Here is a 25,065-nt window from a genome sequence, read left to right as displayed (position 1 = left end):
CCTCCTTATGCTTTTCTGATATGAGGATTGATAGTAAAGGATGGGATCAGGTCCTCCCTTTCCTCCGTGGTGATGCGTCCGGTGAATGTCAGTACAAAAAGGCGGCTCGCCCTGGTGAAAACTTCTATGACCGCATCCCCCACGCGCTTGTCCGGCGGGCGGGAAAACGTCGCCTTCCGCACTTGGATTTTTACCCAGTTGCCCCGGCTGTCGTTGCCGCCGCGCGGAAGCGCCGCAACAAACGCATAGGAAAAACGCTCCAGCCATTCCCGGTCTTCACTCAGCACGTTGACGTTTACCGGCAGTTCCACCACATACAGCTCCCGCTTGCGCACCAGCATCAGCTTTTCCGTGCCGTCCTCGCCTTTCACCGTCTCCCGGCTCACCCCCAGCTTGCGCCCTGTGCGTGTGTACTTTTCCGGCAGGAACTGCATTTCCACGCGAGGACGGTCTATGGTCAAATTGTCCTTTTTCACCGCCGCCATGACGCGGCCTTCCGGCAAGCCCGCCGCCAGCGCCGCCCGCGTAATGACTTCCGTTGCAAATGCCTGCATTCGTGTTCCTCCTACCGGGAGAAGGCGTTTTTCATGAAATCGGCCATGACCGCGCGAACCTCGTCCATATCTTTTTCAGAAACGCCAAGGTACGGACGGGCCGGAATGTCCGATCCCGGATGATTGACCTTCTTCCGCACGATTCCTCCGAAAGCCAGCGCCTTCTTGCGTTTGGGCCTGATAACGTGCGGGGATGTTTTGCCACCTTTCTGATGAATGCGTGCGTAAGGAAGATTGCTGCCCACCATGACTCTGTCCGGCAGTGCAAGGTAATCCAGGGAGTCACGAAGCGCGCTGCTGTCATCCAGCGTCTTGCCGCCTTCCTCGCGTGCCCGTGCCGAGGGCTCCCATTTTTTGCCTTCCGGGTCTTCTTCCGCGTCAAAGCGTTCATGCGTGCCGGACAAAAGCGTGTCGCCCACCACTTCCATAAGCGCCAGCCGCCGTGATTCCAGTCCACGGCCCGCCGTTTCCAATGCCCGGTCAAGGCCGCCCCAGTTCAGGGAAACGCCGTTGCGCGCCGCCATCACAGCCCCCGCAAATCAAACAGCGGCGGGCGACTCACCACGGCAAAGGTGGGGTCTTCCCGGTCCGGGTTCGCTTCCGAAAGCGGCAGCTTCTGTTTGCCGGAAACAATGTCTTCCAGAAGGTCCGTGCAATACTTCCACTGTTTTTGCAGGGGGAGCCATTCGTTGTCGCTGCTCGCCTCCGTATCCACCAAGGACGTGATACCTTCCACTACGCGGTACGCGCTGATGACGGCGGTGATGTAACGCACCAGTTCCGGCACATACGGCCAGGGTTGCGGATAGCGATAGGAAAGCGCGTCGCTTACCTCCCCGGATACGGCTTCGATGGTGCGCTCCACAAGGCCGGGGTTTTGCTCCTCGCAGGCCGCCACATATTTTGCGTGCAGCAGGTCGATGATATGTTCTCTACGGCATAACAGCATCGGATCTCCTCATGGAGGGGAAGCGGAAAGCGGACATACCCTTTTCTCGCGTTTTGGAATATTTTTAGAATAGTCTAAAAACTTTCTCCTTCCCCACGCCCGCCCCGGAAAGAAAAACGCCTCTCCGGGGCGCTCAGGGCGTTTTCTCGCTAATCGACCACTATCGCCTTGCAGCTCGCCCGCGAAGGACGCGCCGGAAGAGGCTTCGCCTGTCCGATGAGCATGATGCCGCTGTCGTCCTGGCGGGGCACAGGCACAATATGCAGCGGCGTGGCCGCGTTGTTGGCCGAAATGGAGTCAATGGCGCAGTACCATACCTTGCCAGGCTGATTCTTCGCCACTGCCAGCAGGGTCTTGGGCTCCAGCTTAGGCAGCCATTCCCCGTCGTCTTCCGGGTTCGGATACGTTTCATCCATGAAGCGGATGGTGTAACCGCCCACTTCCGCGCGCCCGTCTTTCAGCTCCAGGCGGTACGGCTTGCTTTCCGCCGTGGACGTGTACTTCTCCACAATGTCCAGCAGCACGGCTGCCACGTCAGGCCCGGCCCAGAACTCTACGCTTCCGCCAAGCCCGGCGTGTTTCACTTCCTGCTCCATGCCTCGCAGCAGTCGGTACACGTCCGAAACTTTGGAAGAGGTCGTCAGCTTCGCGGCAGGTTCAAAGGAAAGCAGCGGGCCGTAGTCGATTTCATAGACTTCACGGCGTCCACCTTCCATGTCCACGGGCCAGGTCAGTTTGCCCGTGGATGCCACCACGGAACACATACCCTCAACGGTATTGCGCACGGTCTGGCGAATCTGATCCACCTTGCGCGTGCGCCAGGCCGTCAGCGCCGCCTTGTTCCCGAAAAGCACGCGCAAGTCGTTCAGCTCGCTGGCTGATACCGGAATCTGCACCTTGATGGGCAGCGGGGCCACGAACTCCATGTCCACGCTTTCGCCCTTCAACGAAACGGGCGTACCGTCACGCCGCACCACCGGAACCGACTGCACCACGGCTTTCAGCTCGGAAATACCGATAAGCGGCAGCGGATGCGTGGGTCTGTCTTTGAAAAGATTGTCCATGACCGTGGTTTCCAGCGGCGGCAGCGACTCCAGCGATGCCGCAATGGCATCCGGCGTAAAAAGTCCTTTCAGATGCGCAAGCATAATGATTCCTTTATGTTAGACTGTTTTAGACTACACGGCGAACACGCCGCGCCGCGCAAGGGAGGCAAGCTGGCCATTGGTAGGAACCTGGCCGTCCCCGGTCTTCAGAACACGCGCCTTGACCGTGCCGTGTACCACGCACGCGGCGGATTTCTCTCCGTTTTTCCCGGTGGGGTCGCAGGGCAGGTCCACCACGGCGCACGGCTCCGCCGTGTCCGCATACTTGAAAGGCGTGTACAGCACGTCGGACAGAACCAGCGTAACGGTAAGCGTATCCCCGGAAGAGGGCGAACCTTCCGGCGTCACGCCGTACTCCGAAAGCGTGGCCGACTGCCCCGAAAGTTTCCATTCCGAGTCGTAGGAAAAAACATAGGTGCCTACCTTGCTCCCTACCTTGGCCGCAAAAGTCGCGGCATCGACGCTGGCTCCCGTCACGCCGCTGCTTTCTTCCCCTATGGCGGCGCTCGCACCGTACACGTCCACGGCTTTCAGCAGCGTGCCCACGGCAAGGGAGGCCGTCACGTCTTCCGAAAGCGGCAGATGATGGATGATCGCGGGATGGTTGTCCGTGGCGGCCCGTTCGCCGCCGAAACTGAATGTTCCAAGATGCCCTTCATTCATGGCGTATCCTCCTACAGTTTGGCCGCCATCTTGGCGTAATCAAAGCCGGGTTCGCCGCCCGTATGGGACGGAGGCGCGGAAAAGTTGAAAGCCCGTTCATCCACGGGGCGTGCTTCCAGTTCGCGGAAATAGCGTTCTTCCATGCTCAGGCTTTCCGTTTTTCCGTCCGGGGCCGCAAAGTCCACGGTTCCCGTCTGCGTCGCCAGCTTGGCCGCAAAGTCCAGAACGGAGGCTTTTTCGGCGGGCTTCACCTTCCCGGCTTTCACCAGCTCGGAAACGCGCGCCTCCCGACGCTCGCCTTCCACCTTTTCTCGGTAGGCGGCAAAGTCCGCGTGCGCCTGGTCCGCCTTCTTTTCCGCGTCGGCTTTGGCGCTTTCGGCCTTTTCCTTGTCCTGTTTGCTGCTTTCAGCCTGCTTTTTCAGGCTCGCGTTTTCCGCTTTCAGCGTCTCAAGCTGCGCCGTGAGCTGACCCACCTGCCGTTGCAGTTCCTCAATACTCATGCTGTCTCCTTCGCCGCGCGGGGCGGCAAATTCCACGGTTATGGCGTCGCCGCCGTCTGCAAATTCCACAGCGGCCAGCCCGTCTATGGCCGGTTGCGCCGCTCCCAGAAGCGCCACATGCCGTAGGCTCACCCGGTCCGGCATCAGACTCATACTCACATGCCGGTAGCGCCCCCTGGCCACCAGGTCCCTAACTTCGTCCGGCACCTGGGAGAAGCTGGCGTACAGCCTGCCGCCTTCGCTTTTCAGCCGGTCCACCCAGCCGAAGGCCGGAGCCCTGTCGCTTTGCGGATGCCCGAAACAGAGCGGCGCGTCCCGTTTTTGCGGATCGTAACTCCGCGCTATGGCGTCCAGGTCTCCCGCTGTAAACGTCTGTTCGCGCCCGGAGCTATCCGTAAATGTCCCCGTGCGGGCTATCTCGATCCATTTGTTCTCCATGAAAAAAAAGCCCCTGTTTCCGTCACTATGACAGGAAAGCAGGGGCTCCGCCCGGAAAGGGCGCGTTCCATGCGAACTATTTTCAGACGCCTTCCGCGTCGTCTTTTCCGCACGATAAATGAGAATACTAGAAAGAATTTGATGGACAACAAAAAAGCCGCCTTTCGGCGGCTCTCCAACGCACTAGACTATTACCCAGCTACCATCCCAGGAAAAACTTTCAAAAGACTCTCTTTCCAGGGCTGGACCAGGCGGCGGCAGGACAAGCCCGCACTTGCCTGATGCTTTGTGTACGGCGCAAAGCACATAGCCATCATCTCGATTTTCTTTATCGGAATAGACGGCCCCTTCAATAATGAAAGTATCCGGTGTTTCCGCAAAAGTATTGCCGACCCAGAGCTTGGGATAGTCCGCATCTATATCTTGCGACAATCGCTGTCGAACAAGGTCTTTTGCTTCTGTTTCAGTCATGGCTTATTCCTTGCTGGCTACTTGTGCCCAGTCCATATCTTGATTCAGCTCCAGGTCATCCATCCTGTACCAGGAATAACCAAAACTCCTGTGGGCCTTGCCGAGTGTCTCATCACCGATTTTACCCGTTTGCGGATCCATGAAAATCAGCTTGCCGTTTATCTTTTCGCAAACCGTCGTGTGTCCGCTGCGACTTTTTCCCGGCCACGCCCATATTATGCCTACCCTTGCGCCATCTGGCAAGTCTTTCAGAGCCTTGAGCAAGTCCGTTTTATTCAAAACCGGATGCCTTCCCCAGACCCCTTTGACCTGCGGAGAATCGAAGCACTCATAGCCATAAAGGCAGGCATTTGCCTTCCCGTCATACTGGTTTCGTTTTGGCATAGCCGTTACAGGATATCCCCGCCGTCGTAATTCATAGACCGGAACACAGCGCTGACAGTTGATTTGATATGCCGTATCCACATGAAAATTGGGGTTCGCCTTTTCCGCCGCTTCCCTGTAGTCCATAGGCGGACCTTTCCTGATTCCGAGGGCTTTTTCCACGGTATCGGAAGTTGTCGAAGCCGGGCCGCGCTGTTCCGCATAGCTCTTTTTGTTCAGGTCCGGGTACTTTTTGAGGTCCAGGCCGTCCAGCCAGTCCATGCCCGGATTGCCACGGAAGCCCTTGTCCGCACCGGGAAAATGCACGAAATACTCATAGCCGGTCTTCGGGTCCTTCCAGACGCCGGATTTCGGCATCTCCTTCTGTACCGTCAGACCGCGCTTTTCCACTTGCCTGGAAGAAAGCGTCACCACATGACAATGACAACGGAAGCCGTTGGGCGGGTAGTTCGTTTTCCAGAACTCGTGATCCACGGGATAGACAAGCAGGTGCAGAATGGCATGGCTTGGCCGGGTGCGGACCATGCGCGCCACATATTGCAGATAGGGACGGGACGCCTTGACCGCCTGAATCTTTTTCCAGCGTCCGGCGGCGTAGGCCGACTGCATATTGGTTCGGAATATGAGTTCCACGCGCCGGTCGTGCCAGCCTTCCGCGCGTATGGCATCCGTGATGCGATCCCGGAAAGAGTCCAGAGTTTCCCCGTTTTCAAGCGCGGCCTGGATGCCGTCGCTCACCATTTGCACCAGGTCACGCCGTGCCAGTCCTGTGACATAGAACGCGCGTTGTCTCGCTCCTTCCGTCAATGCCCTGGCTTCCGCATCCGTCAGTTTGGCGCGTTGCTTCCACCAGGCTATGGCGGCTTCCGGCGTGACGCCTTCGTCAATGATTTCCCAGCCCGGCAGCTTCATGCGTCATCCTCTTCCTCTTCTTCCCGCACGGCTCCCGCACCGTGTCCGGCAGCCGCCGTCATGGTGAGGGCCAGGAACCTTTCCAGCTCGTCCGGCTTCATGGAGGGGGCCAGCAGTTCCGCCAGAGCTTCTTCCAGCTCGTCGAAACTCTTTGCCTCCCTGACCGCATTCTCAACTTCCGTGACAAAATCCGTGCTGGCACGGAGCGTGGAGGGCAACAATTTCCCTATGGCCGCGTCAAGCTCTTTCTGAGCCTTGTCGGCCAGTGTTTCTCTGTCCGCCGGAGCCGAAAAATCCGCGTTTCCCTCCATCGGCGGCATGGCTTCATCCTCAAGCGTGAACTCCTCCGGCTTGAGGCCAAAACGACCGGTGAAGTATTCCCGCGTGAACTTCGCGCCCATTTCCCGGATTTTCTTGCCAAGGTCAGCCTGCACGTTCAAATCTTCGGGTTCGTCATACTCTGCCAGCGGCGCAAAAACGCCAGGCCCGGCGTTGACCTGAGCATACAGCCAGGCGATCTCGTTCCAAGCGTCCGTGACCATGGCCTTGTCCGCGTCCGCCAGGTCGTCGGCCACACTCTTGTGCGCTTCCGTGGCCGCCAGACTGTTCTTGCCGTCGGTTTCAATGGTCAGCGTCTGCCCCATGAGAACCTTGCTGATAGCTCTGTCCTGCCTGGCCAGAAAGTCCTCATGAATCGCACCCTGCGTCTGCCCCGCGCTTTCCAGCTTGACATTCGCCCCGTGCGGGATGACGGCCACGGCATCCTGCACCATGCGTGAAAGCCCGCGCGCCATGTCCCGCTTTTCCGGCTCTTTTGCCTGCGCCGGGGCCTCGCCTACCACCCAGGGCATCCCGTGCCGTTCCACAAAGCGGGCGTAAAACGTGAGACCGCCGCGCTTGAAGCTCACCGGCCACAGGCAGCGAGAGAGCAGGCGCAGACCATAGGGATTGTCGTAGGTAGCATGATGCGTGACGAACACGAACTTGCCCGGAGGCAGGGGACGCGGGTCCGCGCAATACAGACCGTATTCCCCCACGAACACGGGATTGTTGCGGCTATCGAACCGGAACCAGTGATAAGGCTTCGGCACAATGTCCACGATATGCCACCAGTCCCCGTCGAAGCGCCAGACAAGTTCCATAGGCGTAAAACCGTAAAAGGGGGCATCCAGCATCCCGGTAATGATTGTGCGCAGGTTGGCGCGCTCAAGGTCCCGCATGAAACGCCGGTGCAGTTCCTCCGCTTCCGGTGTGGGCGTTTCGCCCTCCGGCGCTCCGGCACGAAACGACAGGTGAGGACAGTTCAATACCCTGTTCTTGCGGGAGAGCATGGCCGTCGTCACCTGGTCATCCGCAGAAAGTTCCCGCAGCACGTCCGCCTCGTCCCCGCGCTTGCGCAGCACCGGGTCCGGGTCAGGCAGGGTGTTCAGCCAGCCGTCCAGTTCCCCGAAAAACATCCCCGCGTTTTGCCGCGTCGCCAGTTCCGTGCTCAAATCCGCCGCACTGAACGGCACAAAGGTTCCGTCTGCGTTGTACAGTCCGCCGGTACTCATACCGCCTCCGCCAGCAGCGCCACACAGACCGGCAACAGCCAGTCCAGCAGCGATTTGCGGTTCCAGACGCGCGGATCGAACCCGCCCCACCAGGGCATATTGTCCCGGTGTCCGTTCCCGTAAGCGTCAATCCAGCGATATTCCGCCTGCGCATGTTCGCGCCCTGTATAAAACGCGGCGCACAGCCAGGCCAGCGCCGGAATATGGCAAAGCCAACCGGCGACAGCGAAAAGTAGTGTGATAACGGCATGAAGCATGAAAAAGACCTCCGTTTTCCCGCCATTGTGGCAAAAAAACGGAGGCCATGCCCGGAAAGGGCGCGAACCATGCGAAGGATTTTACCAGCCGTTGAAATTGAAGCCGCTCATGGGGATCCCCACATATTCCCACGGCTCCGAGCTGCCCAGCTCCCTGCGTGCGTCCAGCATCATGGCACAGGCCACGGCGCTGTCGCCGTGCCTGCCGCCTGTTTTGTCCTTTGTCCGCTGCTCAGGAACACGGGCTACGCCTTTCATCACTCGAAGACTGCGAAAATCCGAAAGTATGCCCGCGTCCTTCGGTAAAATCAGCGTTTTGTCCTCTATCCCCGCTTTGAGCAGCGGCATGGTCTCCCGATACCAGCCTTCGGAAATCATGACTTCCCGAACCCGGCCAGGCCCGTACTGCTGCCGGGCCGCTTCCGCAAGGGCCGAACCGTTCCCCCGTGCGTCCAGCGATACGCCGGAAAAACGCGGCAAGGCGTCCAGCACGGCGAAAAGAATCTGCTGTTGCGTTCTGTGCGGGCAGTTGCGCAGCTCCAGCACAAAGGGCGGCACAAGGCGCAAATCCTTTTCTTCCGTCGCGGGCCAGAATACGGAGAGGTCGCCGCTGCGGCCAAAGTCCACGCCGCAGAAATGCGCCCGGTCTTTCGGCAGGCCGGAGAGAAGAGGTTCAAGCTGTTCCGCTATCCAGCCTTTTGTGTAGCGTTCCGCCACCGGCAGCGGCCAGTCCACAAAGTCGCCGGCTGGCGGCGTCCATGTCAGCACGGGAGCCGCCTCCATACAGGCTTCAATCATGCCGGTGGTCAGATAGGCCCCGGAAGACTGCCGGGGAATGCAGAAAAGTTCTTCGTCCGCGCCGTCGCCATACGTCTTGATAAGATCGGCACGCCAGGCTTCTTCCGCCTCCGGCGTCCAGTCCTGCTTCGTCACCCGGCAGATACGCCGGTACAGTCCGGCGGAAAGCGCATCATCCAGTGTAATGCGGTGCAGACTGTAGGGCAGGTTTCCGGCGCGCACGTCCTGGATCAGCTCATTGAAAGGGTTTTCCGCCCCGTCATGCGTGGAAATGATGATGACCTGCCCGCCCCACATGAGCAGCGCCAGCGCCGCCTTCAAAAGTTCCGGCAGGTCTTCCACAAAGGCCGCTTCGTCGATGATGACGCGCCCCTGTTTGCCTCGCAGATTGGAAGGTCGGTTCGACAGCGCAAGTATCTTGTGCCCGCTGGCAAAGTCGATACGGAAAGCCTTGATTTCCCGCTCGTCCCCGTCGCGGAAAATATCTTCGTTCACCTTCCCGGCCACGATTTGCAACTTTTTCGCCCATTCCGCACAGGTGTCGATATACTCCCGCGTCATGTCCTGATTGAACGAAATATACAGCACGTCCATGCCGTCCCGACCGGAGGTCGAGGCTTTCAGCACGTCGTCCAGCGCCTGTGCCCAGGTCAGGCCGATACGGCGGGATTTTTCCACCACTTTGACCGGCGATTTGTCCCCCAGCCATGCCTTTTGATACGGCAGCAACACGTCGCCCAGTTCCATACGCGCCCCCTAACTTGTGCCGAGGATTTCCCGGATGGCCTGCGCGTTTTCCGGCGATAGCGCCTTGTCGCGGCTTTCTTCCTTTTCTTTCGGCAACCGCGCTTCCAGTTCTCCCAGAAGTTCCAGGCAGCGTTTCACGTCCTGTACCGTGGCGGCATTGATTTTTCCCGGATCGGACAAAGCCATGCCCACCTTGTTGCGCACGGCTTCACGCAACGCGGCCACAGCGTCCGCCTGCGTGGCAATATGAGGCCGTGCTTCCGGCTCGGAGAAGGAAGGTATCTTGCCCGCTGCCGCAAGTTCCGCCTGCTTCAATGCCAAGGATTCCAGGCTGGCCACGGCAAAGGCCACCTGCGAGGCTTCCTTGCCGTCCTCAGCCTCAAGCAGACGTTGCAAGATGGCCTTTCGCCCCATGACGGTGTTGAAACGTATCTCACTTTCCACCTGCGCCAGTTCCTCACGACGTTCACGCCAGCGGTATTTGTCCGCCCAGCGTTTCAACGTGGAAGTGGCCACGCCCGTCAGTTCGGAAACTCGCTCGAAGGACAGGCGATCCATGCAGTACAGTTCCTGAGCCCGCCACACGGTGCCCGGTTCATGTTCCCAGCCCATGTCAGTCTCCGAGTTCACGGCTCAGAATGGCTATACGCCTGTTCACGCCGTCAAGCTCCATCAGCCGTTCGTTCAGTTTGACGCCCAACGCTGCAATATATTCTCCCTGCAATTCTTCCAAAGGATGAATTATGGAAAGGGCTGACAGCAAGCTGTCCCGGTGGGACTGTATCTCAGCCTCAATAATCTTCCGTCGCCTCCGCAGCTCTTCCCGCTGCCCGATTTCCTCCAGCCTGCTCACATTTTACTCCTTGTTTCCACGATGGTGGAAAGGTGTTCCACAGCGCGCGTGTTATTCACGACCAAAGTCTGCAACGCATCGGTCATCCTTTCGTAATTTTTTACCAAGGTCACATTTTTGCGGTAATACTCCGCGACTTCGTCATGTTTTTTGTTCATTTCCCGCAAGCTGGTCTCAAATTTTTCTGTCATCACCCGCAGACTTTCCTGGGTATCTTCCCGATAGGCTTCCAGTACCTTGGACACTCGCTTGCCGTGCTTGTAGTCCAGGACAAAAATCACGGCAATGACGAGAGCGGGAATAGAGGCCAGCACAAGAAGGATGCCGGGCACGCCCAGAGAAAACAGTGCTTCCAGCAAAGGCAGCGCAGCACTTACGGCAGCAGACATATCACTCATAATTTTCCCCGTGCCTGCTCACAGCGCAGCGCCGCGTTCAGGCCGTCTATGTAAGCCCGGATTTTATCGTCCCTTTCCAATAAGCAGGAAATATTCTCCGGGCTGTCCAGCGGCTCCGTCGCGTCCAGGTCCGGCAAAAGCGGAGCAGACGGGGACGGGCAGTCGGGCAGGTTGATAACAAGCGGTGCGGCCTGCTTACCGCATCCGCTACAAAGGACGATTAAGGCGCTCAACAGCGCGACGGCGCGTTTCATCGTCCACCACCTTGGCCTTTTCTTCTACGGTGCGGGCACGCGGCCTGGCCTGCTTTACAATAGATGTTCGTTCCGCCGCGTCTCGCGCGGCTTTTGTCTCCCGGTCCAGGCACAGGCGGGCATTTTCCGCCTGCGCTTCCGCGTCCTTCCGGTACGCTTCCGCCGCTGTTTTCCACTGGTCGCGTTCCAAGGCTGTGGCGGCATGATGCAGCCTTTCCTTGTCAAGCGCGCCCTTAGTAAGCAACAGAGAGTAGGAAATAGCCACCAGCGCGAATACAGTTCCTATCCCGATCAGCCGGAGCATCATAACCGCGCCTCATCTTCCACGCCCGGCCCCCAGCCCGCCTTGATATAGGCGTATTGCCGTTCTTCCAGGATCAGACGGGGATAGTTGCGGTTTTCCTTCCACGCCGCTGCGGAACGTCCCGCATTGACATTTTCAACAGCTCCGAACCAGCGGCTCGCATCCATGTTCAGCTTTCGGGCTTTGGACTTGTCCCGGTTCACCCAGCCCTGGCCGCCGTTGTAGGCGGAAAGCGTGAACGCCATGCGCTCGTAAGCGCTCGCACCGTCGTTGCGTTCCCACAGCCACTTGTCATAGGTGCAGAGCGCCCGCAGGCTCCAGCCCGGATTAAACGGTTCTGGATTCCCCGTCTCCGGGGCGACTTTCGGCAGCCATGCCGCTGTGGACGGCATGAATTGCGCCAGACCCTGCGCGCCTACATGGGAGACCGTGCGATTGCGCCACCAGCTTTCCGTATGGACCTGAGCGGCGAAAACGGCCACAGGTGCGTCCATCCCCCAGGTAGCGTGCGCTGCACGAACAAGCGTTGCCCGGTACTGCTGCGCCGCGCGGGGTATCGTCACGTCAGCGGCGTGGGCCAAGGTTGCAAACAGCAGAAGCGCCAGCAGCCAACCCACGCCCAAAAGAAAACCCACGCTCAGGGTCTCCAGCGTATTGCAGGCGCACGCCGTCAGAAGCCGGACGTATTTCTTGATCCGCTCACGCATGACTACAGCCCCAGCGCCACGGCCAACACAAAAGCCGCAATAATGCAGGCCCGGCGGAGCATGGCCGCGCAGAACGGACGAAAGTAACCGGTGGCAATGGGAAAGTCCGGCTGGCCGTCATCCCCCGTGGCTTCCGGGTCTTCCCGCCAGTCTTTGTCCAGATAGGAAGACGGCAACGCATAGGGGAACGCCAGAAAGTCAAAAGCCATACCCGCAATGGCCGCCACCATGACCAGCGCCAGCTTGTAGGCCACAACAGGCCCCTGATAAGGAGAAAGGAAAACCAGTCCCGCCAGCAGAACAAGGCCGCTCACGATGAAAGCGGCCAGCAGATACCGGGGATTGCAAAGAAACTTCTTCATGAAAAACTGCTCCTTTCCGCGCTCGTTTCGGAATGACCCGCCGGAATAAATCCGGCGGGGAAGGGAGGAACGGACCGGACGCGAAAACGGCCCGTCACGGCAATCATGCCATGGCGGGCCGCTTCATGCCCGGAAAGGGCGCGAGCTATGCGAACTTTTTTTTCACTCGTCAAAATCACCTCGAAGTTCCTTGACCTCCTTGGACCGGACGCGGACAGGACTGTCCTTGAGCCGTATCAGTTTTCCCTCGGCTATATAGTCGTAAATGGTGCGCTCCGAAACATTCAGGCAATAAGCCGCCTGCCTCACGTTCAATATGTCGTGACGGTTGACCATTTCCTGCGGCGTCAAAGAATAGGGCTGTTCAGAAGGTATGCTGGAATAGCGTATGGGCAGCGGAAGGGGAAAGCCCGCCGGACGTTTAAGCGTACAGTGATCCGCGCATCCGATGCAGCAAAACACGTCTCCGCGCACGAACCAGAACGGCTTGCGCCGGTTCCCGCGCAATACGTGCGTGCAGCCGAGCCTTTCATACACACTGCGTTCAGGTTCAGCGTCGTAAGGGCGCCATCCTTCCCTGGTCAGCGTCACAATTTCCCGTATCCGCATTTTCGACATATCATCCCCCTTGAAACACCCTGAAAAACAGCTCCTTGCTTTCTCGTTCCGTCTGTTCCCGGCAGGAAAGGCACTCCCTGCGGTCAAGGCGGCGACAATGGGAACAACGGATTTCCTGCAACGCCTTTCCCACAACTTCCGGCGTCACGTCTCTGCCCCGTGGGCTTTCTCCGTCCTCGGAAAGTGCCGCCTGAATCCTTGCCGCCTGCTCATGCCATTTTCCAGGATAACGACCGGAAAGCACCAGATACACTGTTGCCCGCTTCATTTCCGGGTGTGCCCGGCAAAAGGCGTACACGCTCCGATAGCGGGCCAGCACCGCATCTTTCAGCTCACTGGCCGTCATCATGCCGACGCTTCCGCTCAAAAGACTTTTCCCGACGCTGTAAGTCCGATAACAGCGTTGAAATCTGCTCGCCGTTCTGCATCCAGACAAAGTAATGGATGCCGAATGCACGCTTGACCCTGGTATTCAGGGAAGTCATGGAGTAACCCAGCTTGCGCCATATCGCCAGAATCTGTCGTTTTTCTGCCGCATACGGCATGGAGTCCGTGATTTCTATAAAATCGGGGCGACTTAGCGGAGTCACGCGACCATTCCGACTTTTTGCGGGCGCTGTGTAGGTCACGCCGTAGCGCACGGCAAAATGCTGTACCAGTCGGGAAAGCTGATGGATAGTCATATCCTTGCGGCTGGATACGCCGAACTCTGAACGCAGCAAGGCCCGGAAGGCTTCCTCATCCATGTACGGAAGCTGCTTGCGGGCAATCTCAATCTTGCGATACAAACCAAGGCGCATGTGCTGGTTATCCACGGCGACGCTCCTTGTGTACGGTCACATCTTCCACCGGCACGAACACGCGCTTTCCTCCCAGCGAGACGTTGACAACCCAACGTCCCGCATAATCCAGAATCGGATCGGAGTTCGTCCAGGTTCCTTCAAAAAAGCCGTCCGCGCGCCGCACAGACACGCGGGAATTGCAGGGAATGTCAGGGGCCGGGGCGGGAGTTTCCAGCCCGCACAAGGCAAGTTCCGCCGCCAGACGGGCTATTCCGTCCCGGTCGAAGAAGCGCGGCACGCCGTCTTCCCTATCAAGCCAGCGCCGGGCCAGCCGCACGCGGTAAGAACCTTCCGGGCCGCCGTGCAACGGAGCCGGGGAAAGCTCCAGCTTCGCGCGATCTTCCCCGTTGCGCACGCTGATGGACGCGCAGAATTTTCGGTTGTCCTTCCGCATGATCTTACCTCATGGCGGTATGCTTCACGCGGTCTCGAAGTTCCGCTTTCTTGGCATTGTTGAAGCGGTCCACCGTACCCACCAAATAACCCGTGATACGCCGGATGCGCTCGAACTTTACGCCTTCGCCAATGTAAATTTTCCCGTCCCGCTCAATGCTGGGAAGGTTCGGTATTACTTCCGTCATTGTTCTGTCTCATGGCTGCTCGTCAGGCCCGGTGCGCCACCGCCGGACGACGGCCCATGCGGGGCCGTTTCGCTACAGAATATCCATGAATGCTTTTATGAAGGCTTCCGCCTGCGGTGCGACGATGGCGTTACCATAACCGCGCAGTCGTCCCACTCTGGCGGTAGTCCCATGAGCCAGCGGGCAAGAGCCGGGTTCAACTGGCCGCCACTTTCCATCCCGGCACAGGAGCCAGTCAGCATTTCGCCAGAAACCGTCAGTCGGCAGGGATACGCCGTTGCAGCCTGCCGTGGAAGCTGATCTGTCCTGTTTCTGCCGTCCGGCCTCTTCGTCGCCATGCCCGGTGTATCCTTCCAGTCCCTTGCCGACGGTGTTGCCCAGCCCGCCAGAAAAACCATGTCCTCCAGTCGACTTTTGCGATCGAACGCCCTTGACGGGTTGCCCGTGGAATGCCCCGTTTCCGCGGAACGCGGTGTCGGCCAGCCCGATAACTCCACCGCCGTCTGCAAGTTCAGCCCTCCCTCCCGATTTCTGGAGCCTGCTCCGGTGTAACTGTTCCCCGTCGGCGTAGGCCACCCAGTAGAGCCGTTGTCTGATATGCGGCGCGCCGAAGCCCGCAGCGCAGGCATCCACCGCCCCGCAGGCGTAACCCGCTCCTTCCAGGTCAGACGATACAAGGTCGAGCCATGCAAGGCCGTCACGGCTCGCAACCTGCTCGCCAAAGATTGTGACAGGCCGGCACTGGCCGATGAGATGGAAGAACGCGGGCCACAGGTGCCGCTCGTCAGCAGTCCCTTTTCTTTTGCCTGCCGCGCTGAAAGGCTGGCAGGGACAGGAACCTGTCCATACGGGACGGTCATCCGGCCATCCTGCGCAACGCAGAGCATGGGACCAGACTCCGATTCCGGCGAAAAAATGACATTGCCTGAATCCGGCAAGGTCGGAAGGCACGACATCTTCAATGCTCCTTGTGTCAACTTCTCCCGGCGCGATATGTCCGGCTTTTATCAGCTCCCGCAACCATGCAGCGGCAAACGGGTCTATCTCGTTATAATAGGCGCTCATAGTCATTCCCTGGCTGCTCGTCAGGCCGGAGTCGCCACGCTCCGGCGACGGCCCCAAGAGGGGCCGTTTCGCTTTAGCTATTCCTCGTCCGGAGCCGTATCGCTGTCACCCCTGAGCCATGCCAAAGTATCCACGATTCCCTGTTCATAACTCATGCCGGGATAGCGGGTGTCTTCGTCAATACCTTCCACGGCCCAGTTTTCCACGCGGACAATTTCGGTTTCAGTTCTTACGATTTTCATGGTCACATCTCCTTTTGGTGTATTCAGAACAACGAAAGTTGCTCCATTTTTGCCACTGTTTTTGTGTCAGTTTTGACACACACCGCACTATCCTTCTTTGGCTTCGGCGGCGTCTCCAGCTCGGAAAAGTGCCCGCGCAGCCATTGTGCCGCCTGTTCCTTATCCCAGGTCTGGATGCTCCCTCCCCAGACTAGGCTCCTCCGTGTTTCCCATGCTCCGCGTACTTCCAGGGCAAGATGATTTCCCCACAGCACTATCCCGTCCAGATTGAAAAACATGAGGTTCAAGGCAGTCATTCGTGCGCAGTTCAGGTCTATGTCCTGACCTACGAATATTGCCCGTCCGTTCTGCTCGAACGTCTGTTCCTTGGCCGCCGCTATCAGGCAGGCTCCCGCGCCGCAGGCGGGGTCAAGAACCTTGAAACGGCCCGTTTCCGGCGGTGCCGTGTGCGTTATCCTGGCCATAAGTCGCGCCACGGAAGACGGAGTGAAATACTGACCGGTGTAATGGTTCGCCGCGTATTCTTCATACAGCGGCCCCAGCGTTTCCTCACTTGTCGCCCGCATATAATCCAGAAGGTAGGCAGTGGCGTTAGCGAAGTGATCCGCCGCCCTTTGCCCCACCGGTTCCGTATTGCGGTACTGCCCCATGATTTCCAGATACGGCGGGTCGTCCCGTTGAAAGGCATAAAACATAAGCCCCACCCAGTCTTCAAACACGCGATAACCGTTGTGTCCCTTGCCGATTATGGCATCAAGTTCCTTGCGAACCGGGTTCAATCCCGGATTGACTCTCTGATTGCTTTTCTTGCTCATGGCTGCTCGTCAGGCCCTGCGCACCACCGCCGGGCGACCGCGCCGCCCTTGGAAGTGGGCGGGCGGTTTCGCTTTTACGGCTTCATTGCCTCTTTCAAATCTTTGCAGGCGGTGAACGTCACCGCCTTATGTGCCGGAATATCCAGCGTCTCCCCGGTTCGCGGATTGCGTCCATGACGGGCCGCAATATCTTTGCTTTTGAGCTTTCCCAGACCGGGCAGCGGGATTTCCCCGCCGCCCAGCAGTTCGGCGGCGGCCACGTCGCCCAGCGCGTCCAGAACGGTTTCCACCATGACGACGCTCACGTTCCTGTCGGGATGCGCCGTGCGCACCGCCTGTGCCACTGCCTTGATAAGTTCCTGTTTTGTCATAAGTCCTCCTGAGTTATGGAATGTTTCGATATACAATATCCCGGCTGTATCCGGCCCTGATAAGCAGCGCCCGCGCCATATCCCGGATGGTTCGGCAAGCCTTGTCACGCTGGCCGGGGCTTGCCTGCTTCCATTCCTGGTTCCGGGCTATCTCCGGCAGGTCTTCCGGCCTGAACCCCTTGTGCGTCACCACGTTATGCGCGTACTTTGCTGCTAACGCTTCCAGTTCGCTTTTTCTGTACAGGTCACGCCCCATTGCAGCTCTCCTAGACGGTTTCCGGCACCTCTTCTTTCTTGATTTCTATGAAGAACGTGTCCGATTGCTGCCGTTTCAGCCCCACCAGCTCCAGACGTTCGTCCGGCCAGCCCAGCGCCGCGTCCTTGTTGATTTCTTCCTTGGTGCGGATACCGTCCGAAAGGTTGTATTGATGCAGCCTTTCCAGTGTCATTTCCGCCGTCACGCCGCGCATCTGGACTATTTTCGTGCTGGCTCTGAACCCGATCACGCCGAATCCGAGGTCGAGGCTCTTGCTTTTGATGAACAGTTCCTGCCGGTTGAGTTTGCCGTACACCGTCACCGCGTCCGACAGTTCCTTGCGTCGCGCCTGCAATGGCCCGGCAAGCTGGCTGGCCTTGGCTTTCGCCCCGTCCACGGCTTCCCGCATCTCATTCTCGATAGCGGAAAGTTTACGGTCGATGGCTGCCATTTCCGCCAGCGCGCCCTCACACTGCGCCCGGTCAAGCACCATGTATGGGTCTGGCTTGATGCGCGCCATTAGCCCACCTCCCTGATGGAGCTTGCCGGGAACACGCCCGACGCGCTGATGCCCCGTGCGACCAGCCGCAGATTCATGGCGGGTGCGGCGATTTCCGCTTCTTCCGCCGTCCATTCCACGCTCACCACATGAAGGTTGTTTTCCAGGGCCTCCGCCTGTTCGGCGGCAGCCCTCAGATTGTCGCGGCAGCCGCGTACAAGGGCGGCCTGTTCTTCATTCTTCGCGTTTCCCTGTACTTCTCCAAGAGCGGCCAGAATGGATAAAAGGTTTTCTTTCAGCATGTTGCATTCTCCTCTATATTGTCGTTCTCATTTTCCGTGCGGTTTCTGTCGAACCGTGCCAACAGAATCTTGCAGGCGTCCGTAATGCTTTGTGCTGTTTTCTTTGCGTAGGGGTCGGCGCAGAGCAGAAGCCGGGCGATGGTGGCCGCCGCCGCACGCTCCCGCGCAAAGGGGTCTGTTTCCCGCAGAGGCGGATACGGCGTTTCCGGGTTCTTGTCCGCCTTTACCGTGGCCCGCCAGGTGACGGCGTTCCGATCATCTCTGCCAGCCCTCGCTATGAAGCCTTCCTCCGCCAGCCAGTTGCAGTAACGCAGCGCCTGCGTGTACGAAATGCGCGTCATCATTGCGCATTCCGATATGCTCCAGCCTGGCTTGGCCTTACGGACAAAACGCCACAGGGCTTCATAACTCTTCGCCTCGCGGGGACGATGTTTGAAGTCGTAGGTGAAACAGCCGGTGCGCGTCCGTTTGACTTCCCCGTGCCGCGTCATGTCGGAAATGCGGCTGCGCACAACGGCCTGTTCCGCGTCGTTTTCCAGCCCCAGCGCTTCGTACACAAGGCGGTAGCTGATTTCCTTTCCGCCTTCTCCCAGGGCTTGCAACGCCGCGCGCACCGCTTCCTTGCTGACTTCCTTGCGGGTATCCATGAAGGGCCTCCTACTTGCGTCGCCAGGAGCGCGCGGAAATAACGGTATCCAGCATCGGTCCGTCCACAGTGAAGTTTTCCGCCGCCTTCGCCGCCTTTTCGAGCAGAAGCATCATGTTGCGCACCAGCCGGAAGTCGCCTTCCGCCCGTTCCGCTATGCGTCCGCACAGTTCCGGCGGTATGTCCAGCGCTGCCGCCTTCATGGCGTACATGGCCACTTCCGCCGCGCTGATAGGCCCGAACTCCACTTCATGGGCTACGCGGCTCCATACACGGCGGCGTTCGGACAGAAGCCCGAAAATACCTTCCTCGCCTATCAGGATGATGGGCGCGCCCGTCATTTCCAGAATGTCACGCAAGTCTTCAATGCGCCCGATGGCCAGCCGGTCGGCTTCGTCCACGAAAATGGGCTTGCGATCCCGTTCCAGAAGTTCCACAATGGACTGCTTGCAGCGGTCCGCGCTCATGCGGGGCAAATCTCCGTTCTTGCCGCGCACTTCAAAAAGTACGCGCTGGAGGAACGCCGCCTGTGTCCAGCCTTCCCAGACTCGGATGTATGCGCCCCCGCGCTGGTAATGGTACTGGTCAGCCGCCACGCTCTTGCCGCGCCCGGCCTGCCCGTGGGCAAGGATGAATCCGCTGGTTCCCCGGCCCGCGTCCACCACGGCATCCACTGCCGTGTTGAACCGCGCCGTCGCGTCTGTGGGAATGATCACGTCTCGCATATAGCCTCCCTATGCCGTTGCGATATGGCTTTGTCTGTACAGCAGCTCCAGCTTGCCGTCATAGAGCGGCTTGAAATTGCGCTGGAACTGCGGGGTGTTCTCGAAATATTCCATGAAGGCCGCATCTTCCGGCACCAGTTCCGCGCCCCGCTCGTGAAGGGCCGTGAACAGGTAGTCGTACCTGGCCGGTTCGTCCGGGAACCGCTTGAAAATGGAAGGTTCGTAGGTAGGAGCTTCCAGTTCCGCGCGGGCCTGAGCACCGGCGGCCTTGGCGGCCTCGATGGCAGCCTTCTCCGTGGCGGAGAGCGCCGGAGACTTTCTGACGGGTTCCGGGGCGGGAATGGCCTTCTGAAACCCTGTAATCTGCCGCTGCCGGGCTTCCGGGAGAAAGACCGTTTCCGTCATCTGCCGTATTCCGGCCTTGGCTCCGCGTCCTTGCTGTGCTTTGAAGGCAAGAGCCTCCGTAAGGTCTTGCTGCTGTTCCGCCGTTCCCAGCACACGGGCGGCGGGATGGATACCGGCGGCAATCCCGTAATGGTAACGGTCGCGGGCCTCGCAAAGTCTGTGGCCTTCCAGGTCGTACACAAGCACCGTGTACGGCGAGAGCTGCCAGTCATAGCGAACCAGTACCGGATGACGGCGGTTGAACAGGGCTTCATGCCAGAACAGGCGACCGTCCAGCCGTATGCCGTCCTTGCTGATGGTGCGGACTTCTTTTTGCAGCATCAGCAGCGTGAGGCGCTCCATGTCCACGCCCGGCCCCCGGCCTTCCTCGAACACCTCTCCGGGCGTCCTGCCGCGTAAATGGGTGGAGGCCTGCGGGCGGGAAGCGTACAGTTCAAACCAATACGCCAGCCACTCATACGTTTCTTCCAGCGTGAGCGGGCGGCGGCCCAGCTTTTCATGGAGGCGGCGGTGCAGCTTTTCGTTCCGGTGCAGCCGCGCGGGCTTGTGGGCTATGTCCCATCCCGTATAGGACGGCGTAAGCTCTTCCAGTTCGTGCATGGTTCCGAAGAACCGTTCCACGGGCTTGCTCTGGCCGTGGTAGGGCCAGGCGTGGATGACTTCGCAGCCAAGGTCACGGTACAGGCCGAGGAATCCGGCCTGCTCAAAGTCCTTGCAGCCGTCGAAAAACCGCGCCCTGAACGCCTTGCCGTTGTCCAGGTAAACAACGCGGGGAAACTTCCCCAGACGGATGCAGGCCCGGCGGAACGCGCTGGAAATACAGGCCACATTTTCCGTCGCCATCACTTCCCAGCCCAGCGGGTAACGGCTTCCGCCGTCGAAAAACAGGAGCAGCGTCATGCGCTTGGGCTTGCCCGTATCCGGGTCTGTCGTCTCAAAGTTGAGCGTATGGCCGTCAGCGATCACCACGTCGCCCACGCCTACTAGCGACCAGTCTCGAAGAATGGATATAGCGCATCGGTCGTTCCACGCCTTTTCCCCGTTGCGCCACAACGTCCAGTCGCTGAAACACGTCTTGGAGTAGTTGGCTACCCAGCGCCGGATGGTATCGTCTGAGGGAACGGCCAGATTTTCCGCCTTGCACCGTTCTTGTATGATGCGGGCGCAGGTGCTGATTTGACGGTCTCCGTCCAGTATTTGTCCCAGGATGATGGTCTGGTGCCGTTCCGTGAGCATACTCTTGCCCCGATGGGCAAGGCCGCGCTTGTCGGCCAGGGCCAGGACGCCGCCGGAGTCCTTCCTTTCCAGCTTCCAGCGTTCCAGGCTCTTCCAGCTTACGCGCGGACCGAGTTCCTCAAGGAGCTTGCTCCATGCGCCGCCCTGATAGGCAAGGATAAAGGCTTGCTTCTGCCTGATGGTGCTGCCGTGCTTTGCCTGCCAGTCCAGATAAAGCCCCAGAAGATCGGCCTTTGCCAACGCCTTGTAACGGCGCTTGTCATCAAGGATGGCCTGTCTGGCGGGGGAGAGAAGCCGGGAAACTGCAACTGCGGGAAGGGCTGCCTCTGCTTCTATCGCCCGGCGTTCCTCTGCCGTCTGGAGGGCGCGCTGCGTCGCTTCTGGCATGGAGGAAACAAGCCACTCCTTCCCGCCGCCGCGTCCCTTGCGCGGGCGGAATTGCCAACCGCCAGACTTGGCCTGAGCATCTACCCCTTGTCGAGTAAGTCCCAATAAGGGGGCGAGAGCTTGAGATGTATATGCCTCCTTGAGTGCCATTGCCTTTTTCCTTCGCGTCGCCTTATGCGGCCTTGTCGCGCGTCTTGCGCGGGTCAAACAAACATTCTTCCGGTACACCTTCCCGGCGCAGGGCCTCCAATACTCGCGGACTATGCCGCTTACCCAACACTGTGGCGGAGACTGCTTCTGCGGTGACGCCGATACGTCTTCCCAGTTCCGCCATACTTAGACCGCGTGCATCCAGAATCGCCCGGATTACATAGCGAACTTCATAGCGCTGGCGTCCGCATTCTTCGCGGGTCATAAATCTTCCTCCAGTCTGCGCTTGCGTTGCCGGGCAGCCTTCATTTCTAGGACAGCAGCTCCATAGTCGCGAAGTTTTTTGTCTTCCTCCGTCATTAGGTCCAAACCCAACGCCTGCGCCGCAACGCGGATAGGCTCCACGTTTCCGGTGGCTCGACAGAAGGCCAGCAAGGCCAAGATGGATGGAGGGTGCGACGTGTCGGAGGGGGCCAGCCATTTGTCCAGTGTGGCTTTGCTGATGGACAGGGTATTGCCGCCCGTCAGCTTGATTCCCGCCCGCTGTGCTATTTCATTCAGGCGGTCGGCAAGCATCTTGCGACCTTCGCCTTCCGGCGCTCCGGCGGCATCGCGCATGGCGGTCTTGATGGCCGCCATTACGCCAGAAAGCCGGACTGCGTCGTCAAGTAAGGATAGCTGCTTCATGGCCTGCTCCTGTCCAAACGCCGCTCGCGCCTGGACGTTGATTTAATGGGACGGGCCGGATAAAGTCGGCTTTGCTATGTTGAAACTTCAACCGCCCGCAAGTTCTTTTTGACTAAAAAATGTAGTCAAGTCAATAAAAATTTGCTTGCAGGTTTGTTTTTGTTGGATTTTTTCTAACATACTGTAATTATTGTAAATATGCACTACTTTACAGTTGCATGTTTACTTGCAGGTTTGACAGCATGGAACATGCAAGCGCAGAAGACATTTTATCGCGTCTAAAAATTGCAGCAAAAGTATCCAAGGATACCGAGCTGGCACAGCTCCTAGGTCTCTCCCGTCAATCTATAGCTGCGGCTAGATTGCGTGACAGAATTCCAGCATCATGGCTTCCTAAGGCTTCAAAATTATTCAATGTTGATATTGAATGGTTATATTATGGGACAGAGAAGAGTGGCCCGCCTTCAGGTCGTCCCGAAAAAGACAATGCTACTTTATGTAGTCAAAATGAATCTGAGTGTGTTTATTGTCAAAATAAGGAAGAGTCCCTAAAAAAAATGGAACAGGAGCGAGATGAAATTTTTAAAGAAAACAGGGAGCTTATAGCCGAAAATCGACAGCTTTATAGAGAAAAAGAAGCGCTGCTTCGCGAAATCGGGGAACTGCGGGAGAAGGTTGCCCGACTGGAGGAGCGTAAAAATCGACTCGCTATCGCTTCGGATCAGCCTGCGCAAAATAGCGGCGTTGCATAATCAGAAAAGACAAAAAAACAGCCCTGCTTTTGTGTCAAAAACGACACGCGGCAGGGCTGTTGTATTCTCATTTGTCGTGCGGAAACGCTCTTGAAATAGCCTTCCGTTCTCAAGTCTTTTTTCGCGGCCTTTTTTAGACGCCGGACCACCATAAGCCCGCGCCTGGCCTACATATAGCCGACATCTAGCCGACTGGATGACGCCATACCGTCATTCTCATTTCTTCTGCCCCCCTATAGCCCCTTTAAAAAGGATATCTAAGGCACTAACCTGCCCGACTATCTCCGCTACTCTTGGCCATCAGGCTTTTCACCCGGAAATTTTTATCGCTCTCACGCATTTCATCAGCTCTCTCTGCGAGATCGTTTGGGCGTCTCTGGGCCAGTACACATAGCATAAAGGAATACCGTAGCGCTGCCGCAGTTGTCGGATATACTGGCTATCGTCAGGACTAGGTTCGGCATCACTGACCACCACCAGATTGTCGGCCTTGTCCGCCTTTGGATAATGAGCATATTCCAGCAATTGCCCCAAGGCCAGACGGATGGCCTCCCGGGCACTGTCCGCCGGCTTAATCTCTAGAAAACTTGTATAGTTATCTTTGCGAATTGAGATATCAACACGGTTATCCTCACAGAGCACCTGATAGCCCTGAGGGCCATAGATTGTTGCCAGCTGCAGTGCCAGACGATTCTGGATAGGTGCCTGCCGAGGAGAACATTCCTTGGCACAGATAGCCCGCCGCACGCGTATCGCTTCTGAGAATCTGGCCAGTTCTTGCGCAGAGGAATTCTCCTGCCCAGGCAGCATGTCCGGTGGGAAAACTTCCCCCAGATAGGCAGGATTCCAGCCATAGGCCACGGTATAGCGCCAGTTATTCATAATAAGTCGCTGCGGCTCCGGCAGGAAATGCAAGCTGTCCGGCTTGAAACGCATGCTGGCATACCCCAGTGGACTAGTCCGCACGGTCTTATCCGACAGGATGTCCACATTACCCTCGATGGCCTTCACGTCCTCCCGCATCGCATTCAGCCAACCCTTGCGGCGGAATTGTTCCACAGCCCATGCGGCTTCATCTTCATCGATAAGATGCGCCTGATCAATATAACCAACGAGCCATGCTCCGTTATCATAGGTAAAAAGATAGACCCGCATGTCCTGTCCGGCATATGCGTTATTCTTCGTCCATAAGGCTGTGATATGCGCGTAGCGCCAATCTCCGGGAAGACCCTTATATCCAGACAGGAGCCACTCCTTTCTGGAGAGCCATTCTTCAACACCAAAACCGTTAGTACCCGCGAAATCACCCAAGCCTTTTTTGTTGCCTGTAGGGCGTTTCCAGCTATCTGTATTAGGGCATATCCGGCAAAGTTTCGCTAACATGCTGTTCCTCCTGTCATGAATGTCAATAGCCTTGCTGGTTTATATGAAGCAGTTACCACTAGGGCATGCTAGGAGCAAATTTCAAAAAATACCTATGATCCTGCAATAAGAAGCAGGGAAGAGATCTCACTCTAAAAAACGGGCACGATCCCCAGGGATCATGCCCGTCCTCAGATGCGGCTGAAAAGGCTGCGCGCTACTGTGCCGCCTGTGCCTTGCCCTGCCCCTTGCCGCTGCCGCGCACGGGCATGGTGGCCCCTGTGCTCTTCATGATGAAACTGAACAGTTCCTGCGGGGTCATGTCGTTGCTGGTGGCGATATCAATGAAGATGCTCTCCGGCTTCAGCTCGCCCTTGAAATCGGCCTCGCGCATCTTCTGCAGGATCAGGCTGCAGTCCAGGCCCAGGAAGGCGCTGAACTGTTTCAAGGAGCTGGTCTCGGCATGGCCGAAGGGCGGTTCACCGTACTTGCGGGCCTGATAGTCCTTGATGGCATCGTTCCAACTGACCAGCTGCTGCATGGGCGGGATCTCCAGCAGGGTGCCTGCATAGACGAACAGGCAGATCAGGGCCGCTGCCAGCAGGGGTTTGCGGCTGCCGCCCCCTGCACCGCGGATGTAGTTCATGACCGGCTTCCAGTTCAGGAACGTATGCCACAGCCCGGCCACCAGAAAGAGCGCCCCGCCGGTGATGTGCAGATCGCCCCACTGGGCCTTGGTAAAGATGATGCGCCAGTCCGCCCAGTAGGCCACACGGCCTTCAGGCACCACATAGAGCATGATGGAACTGAGGATCAGCAGGACAAAGGAAAAAAACGTCGTCAAAGAAATGATCTTGCGTAACATGGTCATCCCCCAATGGTGTTTGATGGGGCTGCCTTTACGCTCTTCCACT

At 58.3% G+C, this 25,065-nt stretch carries 37 protein-coding genes and 3 other RNA genes; 1 reads left to right on the top strand and 39 read right to left on the bottom strand.

What is annotated here, in order from left to right:
- Window positions 1-5: 5 nt before the first annotated feature.
- From DESPIGER_RS00280 to DESPIGER_RS00105, 37 genes are all read right to left on the bottom strand, one after another.
- Entirely contained in the window at window positions 6-554 is a 549-nt protein-coding gene (locus DESPIGER_RS00280; RefSeq protein WP_006006606.1) for a hypothetical protein, read from the bottom strand.
- An 11-nt stretch (window positions 555-565) separates the two neighbouring features.
- Window positions 566-1,078 carry a phage virion morphogenesis protein gene (locus DESPIGER_RS00275; RefSeq protein ID WP_072331543.1) on the bottom strand — a complete coding sequence of 171 codons (513 nt, stop codon included), beginning with the start codon at window positions 1,076-1,078 and terminating at the stop codon, window positions 566-568.
- A complete protein-coding gene (locus DESPIGER_RS00270; protein WP_072331541.1) occupies window positions 1,078-1,503 on the bottom strand; it encodes a phage protein Gp36 family protein in 426 nt (141 codons plus the stop codon). The genes DESPIGER_RS00275 and DESPIGER_RS00270 overlap by 1 nt, the downstream gene beginning before the upstream one ends.
- A gap of 149 nt (window positions 1,504-1,652) precedes the next feature.
- Window positions 1,653-2,651 (bottom strand): major capsid protein, encoded by a 999-nt coding sequence (locus DESPIGER_RS00265; RefSeq protein ID WP_006006603.1) that lies wholly within the window; start codon window positions 2,649-2,651, stop codon window positions 1,653-1,655.
- Between the two features lie 30 nt (window positions 2,652-2,681).
- Complete coding sequence (locus tag DESPIGER_RS00260) at window positions 2,682-3,272, bottom strand: hypothetical protein (protein WP_006006602.1); 591 nt, start codon at window positions 3,270-3,272, stop codon at window positions 2,682-2,684.
- A gap of 11 nt (window positions 3,273-3,283) precedes the next feature.
- Complete coding sequence (locus tag DESPIGER_RS00255; RefSeq protein WP_072331538.1) at window positions 3,284-4,210, bottom strand: phage protease; 927 nt, start codon at window positions 4,208-4,210, stop codon at window positions 3,284-3,286.
- Between the two features lie 183 nt (window positions 4,211-4,393).
- Window positions 4,394-4,681, bottom strand: coding sequence for a hypothetical protein (locus DESPIGER_RS12725; RefSeq protein WP_006006599.1), 288 nt, complete (start codon window positions 4,679-4,681; stop codon window positions 4,394-4,396).
- A gap of 3 nt (window positions 4,682-4,684) precedes the next feature.
- Window positions 4,685-5,977, bottom strand: coding sequence for a phage minor head protein (locus DESPIGER_RS00250; protein ID WP_072331535.1), 1,293 nt, complete (start codon window positions 5,975-5,977; stop codon window positions 4,685-4,687).
- Window positions 5,974-7,530, bottom strand: a complete 1,557-nt coding sequence (locus DESPIGER_RS00245; RefSeq protein ID WP_072331532.1) for a phage portal protein family protein — start codon at window positions 7,528-7,530, stop codon at window positions 5,974-5,976. Before DESPIGER_RS00245 ends, DESPIGER_RS00250 begins: the two co-directional genes overlap by 4 nt.
- On the bottom strand, window positions 7,527-7,787 hold the full coding sequence (locus tag DESPIGER_RS00240) for a hypothetical protein (RefSeq protein WP_197678009.1): 261 nt from the start codon (window positions 7,785-7,787) through the stop codon (window positions 7,527-7,529). The genes DESPIGER_RS00245 and DESPIGER_RS00240 overlap by 4 nt, the downstream gene beginning before the upstream one ends.
- A gap of 81 nt (window positions 7,788-7,868) precedes the next feature.
- Window positions 7,869-9,332, bottom strand: a complete 1,464-nt coding sequence (locus DESPIGER_RS00235; protein ID WP_072331529.1) for a hypothetical protein — start codon at window positions 9,330-9,332, stop codon at window positions 7,869-7,871.
- 9 nt (window positions 9,333-9,341) lie between these two features.
- Complete coding sequence (locus tag DESPIGER_RS00230) at window positions 9,342-9,944, bottom strand: hypothetical protein (RefSeq protein WP_006006588.1); 603 nt, start codon at window positions 9,942-9,944, stop codon at window positions 9,342-9,344.
- A 1-nt stretch (window position 9,945) separates the two neighbouring features.
- Window positions 9,946-10,185 carry a hypothetical protein gene (locus DESPIGER_RS00225; protein ID WP_072331526.1) on the bottom strand — a complete coding sequence of 80 codons (240 nt, stop codon included), beginning with the start codon at window positions 10,183-10,185 and terminating at the stop codon, window positions 9,946-9,948.
- Window positions 10,182-10,583: a hypothetical protein gene (locus DESPIGER_RS00220; RefSeq protein WP_006006584.1), complete on the bottom strand. Its 402-nt coding sequence runs from the start codon at window positions 10,581-10,583 to the stop codon at window positions 10,182-10,184. The genes DESPIGER_RS00225 and DESPIGER_RS00220 overlap by 4 nt, the downstream gene beginning before the upstream one ends.
- Window positions 10,584-10,790: 207 nt before the next feature.
- Complete coding sequence (locus DESPIGER_RS00210) at window positions 10,791-11,144, bottom strand: hypothetical protein (RefSeq protein WP_072331519.1); 354 nt, start codon at window positions 11,142-11,144, stop codon at window positions 10,791-10,793.
- The gene (locus DESPIGER_RS00205; protein WP_083575220.1) at window positions 11,141-11,848 is read right to left on the bottom strand and encodes a transglycosylase SLT domain-containing protein; all 708 of its coding nucleotides are present in this window, start codon (window positions 11,846-11,848) and stop codon (window positions 11,141-11,143) included. Before DESPIGER_RS00205 ends, DESPIGER_RS00210 begins: the two co-directional genes overlap by 4 nt.
- Before the next feature lie 2 nt (window positions 11,849-11,850).
- Window positions 11,851-12,210, bottom strand: a complete 360-nt coding sequence (locus tag DESPIGER_RS00200) for a putative holin (protein ID WP_072331516.1) — start codon at window positions 12,208-12,210, stop codon at window positions 11,851-11,853.
- Window positions 12,211-12,372: 162 nt separating this feature from the next.
- On the bottom strand, window positions 12,373-12,828 hold the full coding sequence (locus tag DESPIGER_RS00195) for a helix-turn-helix domain-containing protein (protein WP_072331513.1): 456 nt from the start codon (window positions 12,826-12,828) through the stop codon (window positions 12,373-12,375).
- Window position 12,829: 1 nt separating this feature from the next.
- Complete coding sequence (locus tag DESPIGER_RS00190) at window positions 12,830-13,177, bottom strand: hypothetical protein (protein ID WP_231927585.1); 348 nt, start codon at window positions 13,175-13,177, stop codon at window positions 12,830-12,832.
- On the bottom strand, window positions 13,161-13,643 hold the full coding sequence (locus tag DESPIGER_RS00185; protein WP_083575219.1) for a phage protein GemA/Gp16 family protein: 483 nt from the start codon (window positions 13,641-13,643) through the stop codon (window positions 13,161-13,163). Before DESPIGER_RS00185 ends, DESPIGER_RS00190 begins: the two co-directional genes overlap by 17 nt.
- Complete coding sequence (locus tag DESPIGER_RS00180; RefSeq protein ID WP_072331510.1) at window positions 13,636-14,064, bottom strand: hypothetical protein; 429 nt, start codon at window positions 14,062-14,064, stop codon at window positions 13,636-13,638. Before DESPIGER_RS00180 ends, DESPIGER_RS00185 begins: the two co-directional genes overlap by 8 nt.
- 4 nt (window positions 14,065-14,068) lie before the next feature.
- Window positions 14,069-14,251, bottom strand: coding sequence for an anaerobic ribonucleoside-triphosphate reductase (gene nrdD, locus DESPIGER_RS00175; protein WP_006009413.1), 183 nt, complete (start codon window positions 14,249-14,251; stop codon window positions 14,069-14,071).
- 9 nt (window positions 14,252-14,260) lie between these two features.
- Window positions 14,261-14,326: hammerhead ribozyme type II (locus DESPIGER_RS00170), an RNA gene on the bottom strand.
- Window positions 14,324-15,316, bottom strand: a complete 993-nt coding sequence (locus DESPIGER_RS00165) for a DNA cytosine methyltransferase (protein ID WP_173783275.1) — start codon at window positions 15,314-15,316, stop codon at window positions 14,324-14,326. The genes DESPIGER_RS00170 and DESPIGER_RS00165 overlap by 3 nt, the downstream gene beginning before the upstream one ends.
- Before the next feature lie 7 nt (window positions 15,317-15,323).
- An RNA gene (locus DESPIGER_RS00160) (hammerhead ribozyme type II) lies at window positions 15,324-15,390 on the bottom strand.
- Window positions 15,391-15,393: 3 nt separating this feature from the next.
- Window positions 15,394-15,558, bottom strand: coding sequence for a hypothetical protein (locus DESPIGER_RS12720; protein WP_156831589.1), 165 nt, complete (start codon window positions 15,556-15,558; stop codon window positions 15,394-15,396).
- Window positions 15,559-15,581: 23 nt separating this feature from the next.
- Window positions 15,582-16,373 carry an N-6 DNA methylase gene (locus tag DESPIGER_RS00155; RefSeq protein ID WP_231927584.1) on the bottom strand — a complete coding sequence of 264 codons (792 nt, stop codon included), beginning with the start codon at window positions 16,371-16,373 and terminating at the stop codon, window positions 15,582-15,584.
- Window positions 16,370-16,447: hammerhead ribozyme type II (locus DESPIGER_RS00150), an RNA gene on the bottom strand. The genes DESPIGER_RS00155 and DESPIGER_RS00150 overlap by 4 nt, the downstream gene beginning before the upstream one ends.
- Window positions 16,448-16,744, bottom strand: a complete 297-nt coding sequence (locus tag DESPIGER_RS00145; RefSeq protein WP_072331504.1) for an HU family DNA-binding protein — start codon at window positions 16,742-16,744, stop codon at window positions 16,448-16,450. It abuts the RNA gene before it with no gap.
- A gap of 13 nt (window positions 16,745-16,757) precedes the next feature.
- Window positions 16,758-17,000, bottom strand: a complete 243-nt coding sequence (locus DESPIGER_RS00140; RefSeq protein ID WP_072331501.1) for a hypothetical protein — start codon at window positions 16,998-17,000, stop codon at window positions 16,758-16,760.
- Window positions 17,001-17,010: 10 nt separating this feature from the next.
- Window positions 17,011-17,520: a host-nuclease inhibitor Gam family protein gene (locus DESPIGER_RS00135; protein ID WP_072331498.1), complete on the bottom strand. Its 510-nt coding sequence runs from the start codon at window positions 17,518-17,520 to the stop codon at window positions 17,011-17,013.
- The gene (locus DESPIGER_RS00130; protein WP_072331496.1) at window positions 17,520-17,801 is read right to left on the bottom strand and encodes a hypothetical protein; all 282 of its coding nucleotides are present in this window, start codon (window positions 17,799-17,801) and stop codon (window positions 17,520-17,522) included. The genes DESPIGER_RS00135 and DESPIGER_RS00130 overlap by 1 nt, the downstream gene beginning before the upstream one ends.
- Window positions 17,795-18,448, bottom strand: coding sequence for a hypothetical protein (locus tag DESPIGER_RS00125; RefSeq protein WP_072331494.1), 654 nt, complete (start codon window positions 18,446-18,448; stop codon window positions 17,795-17,797). Before DESPIGER_RS00125 ends, DESPIGER_RS00130 begins: the two co-directional genes overlap by 7 nt.
- 10 nt (window positions 18,449-18,458) lie before the next feature.
- Window positions 18,459-19,172 (bottom strand): AAA family ATPase, encoded by a 714-nt coding sequence (locus tag DESPIGER_RS00120; protein WP_072331492.1) that lies wholly within the window; start codon window positions 19,170-19,172, stop codon window positions 18,459-18,461.
- Window positions 19,173-19,181: 9 nt separating this feature from the next.
- A complete protein-coding gene (locus DESPIGER_RS00115) occupies window positions 19,182-21,350 on the bottom strand; it encodes a Mu transposase C-terminal domain-containing protein (RefSeq protein WP_072331491.1) in 2,169 nt (722 codons plus the stop codon).
- Between the two features lie 22 nt (window positions 21,351-21,372).
- Window positions 21,373-21,615 carry a helix-turn-helix domain-containing protein gene (locus tag DESPIGER_RS00110; protein ID WP_072331489.1) on the bottom strand — a complete coding sequence of 81 codons (243 nt, stop codon included), beginning with the start codon at window positions 21,613-21,615 and terminating at the stop codon, window positions 21,373-21,375.
- On the bottom strand, window positions 21,612-22,037 hold the full coding sequence (locus tag DESPIGER_RS00105; RefSeq protein ID WP_006006557.1) for a hypothetical protein: 426 nt from the start codon (window positions 22,035-22,037) through the stop codon (window positions 21,612-21,614). The genes DESPIGER_RS00110 and DESPIGER_RS00105 overlap by 4 nt, the downstream gene beginning before the upstream one ends.
- Before the next feature lie 242 nt (window positions 22,038-22,279).
- On the opposite strand from DESPIGER_RS00105, the gene DESPIGER_RS00100 reads away from it, so the two are divergent.
- Entirely contained in the window at window positions 22,280-22,789 is a 510-nt protein-coding gene (locus DESPIGER_RS00100; protein ID WP_072331487.1) for a helix-turn-helix domain-containing protein, read from the top strand.
- 309 nt (window positions 22,790-23,098) lie between these two features.
- On the opposite strand, the gene DESPIGER_RS00095 is transcribed toward DESPIGER_RS00100, so the two are convergent.
- Together DESPIGER_RS00095 and DESPIGER_RS00090 are read right to left on the bottom strand one after the other, a co-directional pair.
- Window positions 23,099-24,172, bottom strand: a complete 1,074-nt coding sequence (locus tag DESPIGER_RS00095) for a hypothetical protein (protein ID WP_156831588.1) — start codon at window positions 24,170-24,172, stop codon at window positions 23,099-23,101.
- Window positions 24,173-24,368: 196 nt separating this feature from the next.
- Window positions 24,369-25,022 (bottom strand): DUF4405 domain-containing protein, encoded by a 654-nt coding sequence (locus tag DESPIGER_RS00090; RefSeq protein ID WP_072331483.1) that lies wholly within the window; start codon window positions 25,020-25,022, stop codon window positions 24,369-24,371.
- Between the last annotated feature and the right edge of the window lie 43 nt (window positions 25,023-25,065).

It is taken from the genome of Desulfovibrio piger, from assembly GCF_900116045.1.
Lineage (GTDB): Bacteria > Desulfobacterota > Desulfovibrionia > Desulfovibrionales > Desulfovibrionaceae > Desulfovibrio > Desulfovibrio piger_A.
The sequence above is the reverse complement of the archived record's forward strand: the minus strand, read 5'-3'. Positions and strand labels throughout refer to the sequence as shown.

Bases quoted from the DNA above. Each gene is read 5' to 3' on its own strand.
- DESPIGER_RS00280 (WP_006006606.1), bottom strand. From the start codon at position 554: ATGCAGGCATTTGCAACGGAAGTCATTACGCGGGCGGCGCTGGCGGCG.
- DESPIGER_RS00275 (WP_072331543.1), bottom strand. From the start codon at position 1,078: ATGGCGGCGCGCAACGGCGTTTCCCTGAACTGGGGCGGCCTTGACCGG.
- DESPIGER_RS00270 (WP_072331541.1), bottom strand. From the start codon at position 1,503: ATGCTGTTATGCCGTAGAGAACATATCATCGACCTGCTGCACGCAAAA.
- DESPIGER_RS00265 (WP_006006603.1), bottom strand. From the start codon at position 2,651: ATGCTTGCGCATCTGAAAGGACTTTTTACGCCGGATGCCATTGCGGCA.
- DESPIGER_RS00260 (WP_006006602.1), bottom strand. From the start codon at position 3,272: ATGAATGAAGGGCATCTTGGAACATTCAGTTTCGGCGGCGAACGGGCC.
- DESPIGER_RS00255 (WP_072331538.1), bottom strand. From the start codon at position 4,210: ATGGAGAACAAATGGATCGAGATAGCCCGCACGGGGACATTTACGGAT.
- DESPIGER_RS12725 (WP_006006599.1), bottom strand. From the start codon at position 4,681: ATGACTGAAACAGAAGCAAAAGACCTTGTTCGACAGCGATTGTCGCAA.
- DESPIGER_RS00250 (WP_072331535.1), bottom strand. From the start codon at position 5,977: ATGAAGCTGCCGGGCTGGGAAATCATTGACGAAGGCGTCACGCCGGAA.
- DESPIGER_RS00245 (WP_072331532.1), bottom strand. From the start codon at position 7,530: ATGAGTACCGGCGGACTGTACAACGCAGACGGAACCTTTGTGCCGTTC.
- DESPIGER_RS00240 (WP_197678009.1), bottom strand. From the start codon at position 7,787: ATGCTTCATGCCGTTATCACACTACTTTTCGCTGTCGCCGGTTGGCTT.
- DESPIGER_RS00235 (WP_072331529.1), bottom strand. From the start codon at position 9,332: ATGGAACTGGGCGACGTGTTGCTGCCGTATCAAAAGGCATGGCTGGGG.
- DESPIGER_RS00230 (WP_006006588.1), bottom strand. From the start codon at position 9,944: ATGGGCTGGGAACATGAACCGGGCACCGTGTGGCGGGCTCAGGAACTG.
- DESPIGER_RS00220 (WP_006006584.1), bottom strand. From the start codon at position 10,583: ATGAGTGATATGTCTGCTGCCGTAAGTGCTGCGCTGCCTTTGCTGGAA.
- DESPIGER_RS00210 (WP_072331519.1), bottom strand. From the start codon at position 11,144: ATGATGCTCCGGCTGATCGGGATAGGAACTGTATTCGCGCTGGTGGCT.
- DESPIGER_RS00205 (WP_083575220.1), bottom strand. From the start codon at position 11,848: ATGCGTGAGCGGATCAAGAAATACGTCCGGCTTCTGACGGCGTGCGCC.
- DESPIGER_RS00200 (WP_072331516.1), bottom strand. From the start codon at position 12,210: ATGAAGAAGTTTCTTTGCAATCCCCGGTATCTGCTGGCCGCTTTCATC.
- DESPIGER_RS00195 (WP_072331513.1), bottom strand. From the start codon at position 12,828: ATGTCGAAAATGCGGATACGGGAAATTGTGACGCTGACCAGGGAAGGA.
- DESPIGER_RS00190 (WP_231927585.1), bottom strand. From the start codon at position 13,177: ATGATGACGGCCAGTGAGCTGAAAGATGCGGTGCTGGCCCGCTATCGG.
- DESPIGER_RS00180 (WP_072331510.1), bottom strand. From the start codon at position 14,064: ATGCGGAAGGACAACCGAAAATTCTGCGCGTCCATCAGCGTGCGCAAC.
- nrdD (WP_006009413.1), bottom strand. From the start codon at position 14,251: ATGACGGAAGTAATACCGAACCTTCCCAGCATTGAGCGGGACGGGAAA.
- DESPIGER_RS00165 (WP_173783275.1), bottom strand. From the start codon at position 15,316: ATGAGCGCCTATTATAACGAGATAGACCCGTTTGCCGCTGCATGGTTG.
- DESPIGER_RS12720 (WP_156831589.1), bottom strand. From the start codon at position 15,558: ATGAAAATCGTAAGAACTGAAACCGAAATTGTCCGCGTGGAAAACTGG.
- DESPIGER_RS00155 (WP_231927584.1), bottom strand. From the start codon at position 16,373: ATGAGCAAGAAAAGCAATCAGAGAGTCAATCCGGGATTGAACCCGGTT.
- DESPIGER_RS00145 (WP_072331504.1), bottom strand. From the start codon at position 16,744: ATGACAAAACAGGAACTTATCAAGGCAGTGGCACAGGCGGTGCGCACG.
- DESPIGER_RS00140 (WP_072331501.1), bottom strand. From the start codon at position 17,000: ATGGGGCGTGACCTGTACAGAAAAAGCGAACTGGAAGCGTTAGCAGCA.
- DESPIGER_RS00135 (WP_072331498.1), bottom strand. From the start codon at position 17,520: ATGGCGCGCATCAAGCCAGACCCATACATGGTGCTTGACCGGGCGCAG.
- DESPIGER_RS00130 (WP_072331496.1), bottom strand. From the start codon at position 17,801: ATGCTGAAAGAAAACCTTTTATCCATTCTGGCCGCTCTTGGAGAAGTA.
- DESPIGER_RS00125 (WP_072331494.1), bottom strand. From the start codon at position 18,448: ATGGATACCCGCAAGGAAGTCAGCAAGGAAGCGGTGCGCGCGGCGTTG.
- DESPIGER_RS00120 (WP_072331492.1), bottom strand. From the start codon at position 19,172: ATGCGAGACGTGATCATTCCCACAGACGCGACGGCGCGGTTCAACACG.
- DESPIGER_RS00115 (WP_072331491.1), bottom strand. From the start codon at position 21,350: ATGGCACTCAAGGAGGCATATACATCTCAAGCTCTCGCCCCCTTATTG.
- DESPIGER_RS00110 (WP_072331489.1), bottom strand. From the start codon at position 21,615: ATGACCCGCGAAGAATGCGGACGCCAGCGCTATGAAGTTCGCTATGTA.
- DESPIGER_RS00105 (WP_006006557.1), bottom strand. From the start codon at position 22,037: ATGAAGCAGCTATCCTTACTTGACGACGCAGTCCGGCTTTCTGGCGTA.
- DESPIGER_RS00100 (WP_072331487.1), top strand. From the start codon at position 22,280: ATGGAACATGCAAGCGCAGAAGACATTTTATCGCGTCTAAAAATTGCA.
- DESPIGER_RS00095 (WP_156831588.1), bottom strand. From the start codon at position 24,172: ATGTTAGCGAAACTTTGCCGGATATGCCCTAATACAGATAGCTGGAAA.
- DESPIGER_RS00090 (WP_072331483.1), bottom strand. From the start codon at position 25,022: ATGACCATGTTACGCAAGATCATTTCTTTGACGACGTTTTTTTCCTTT.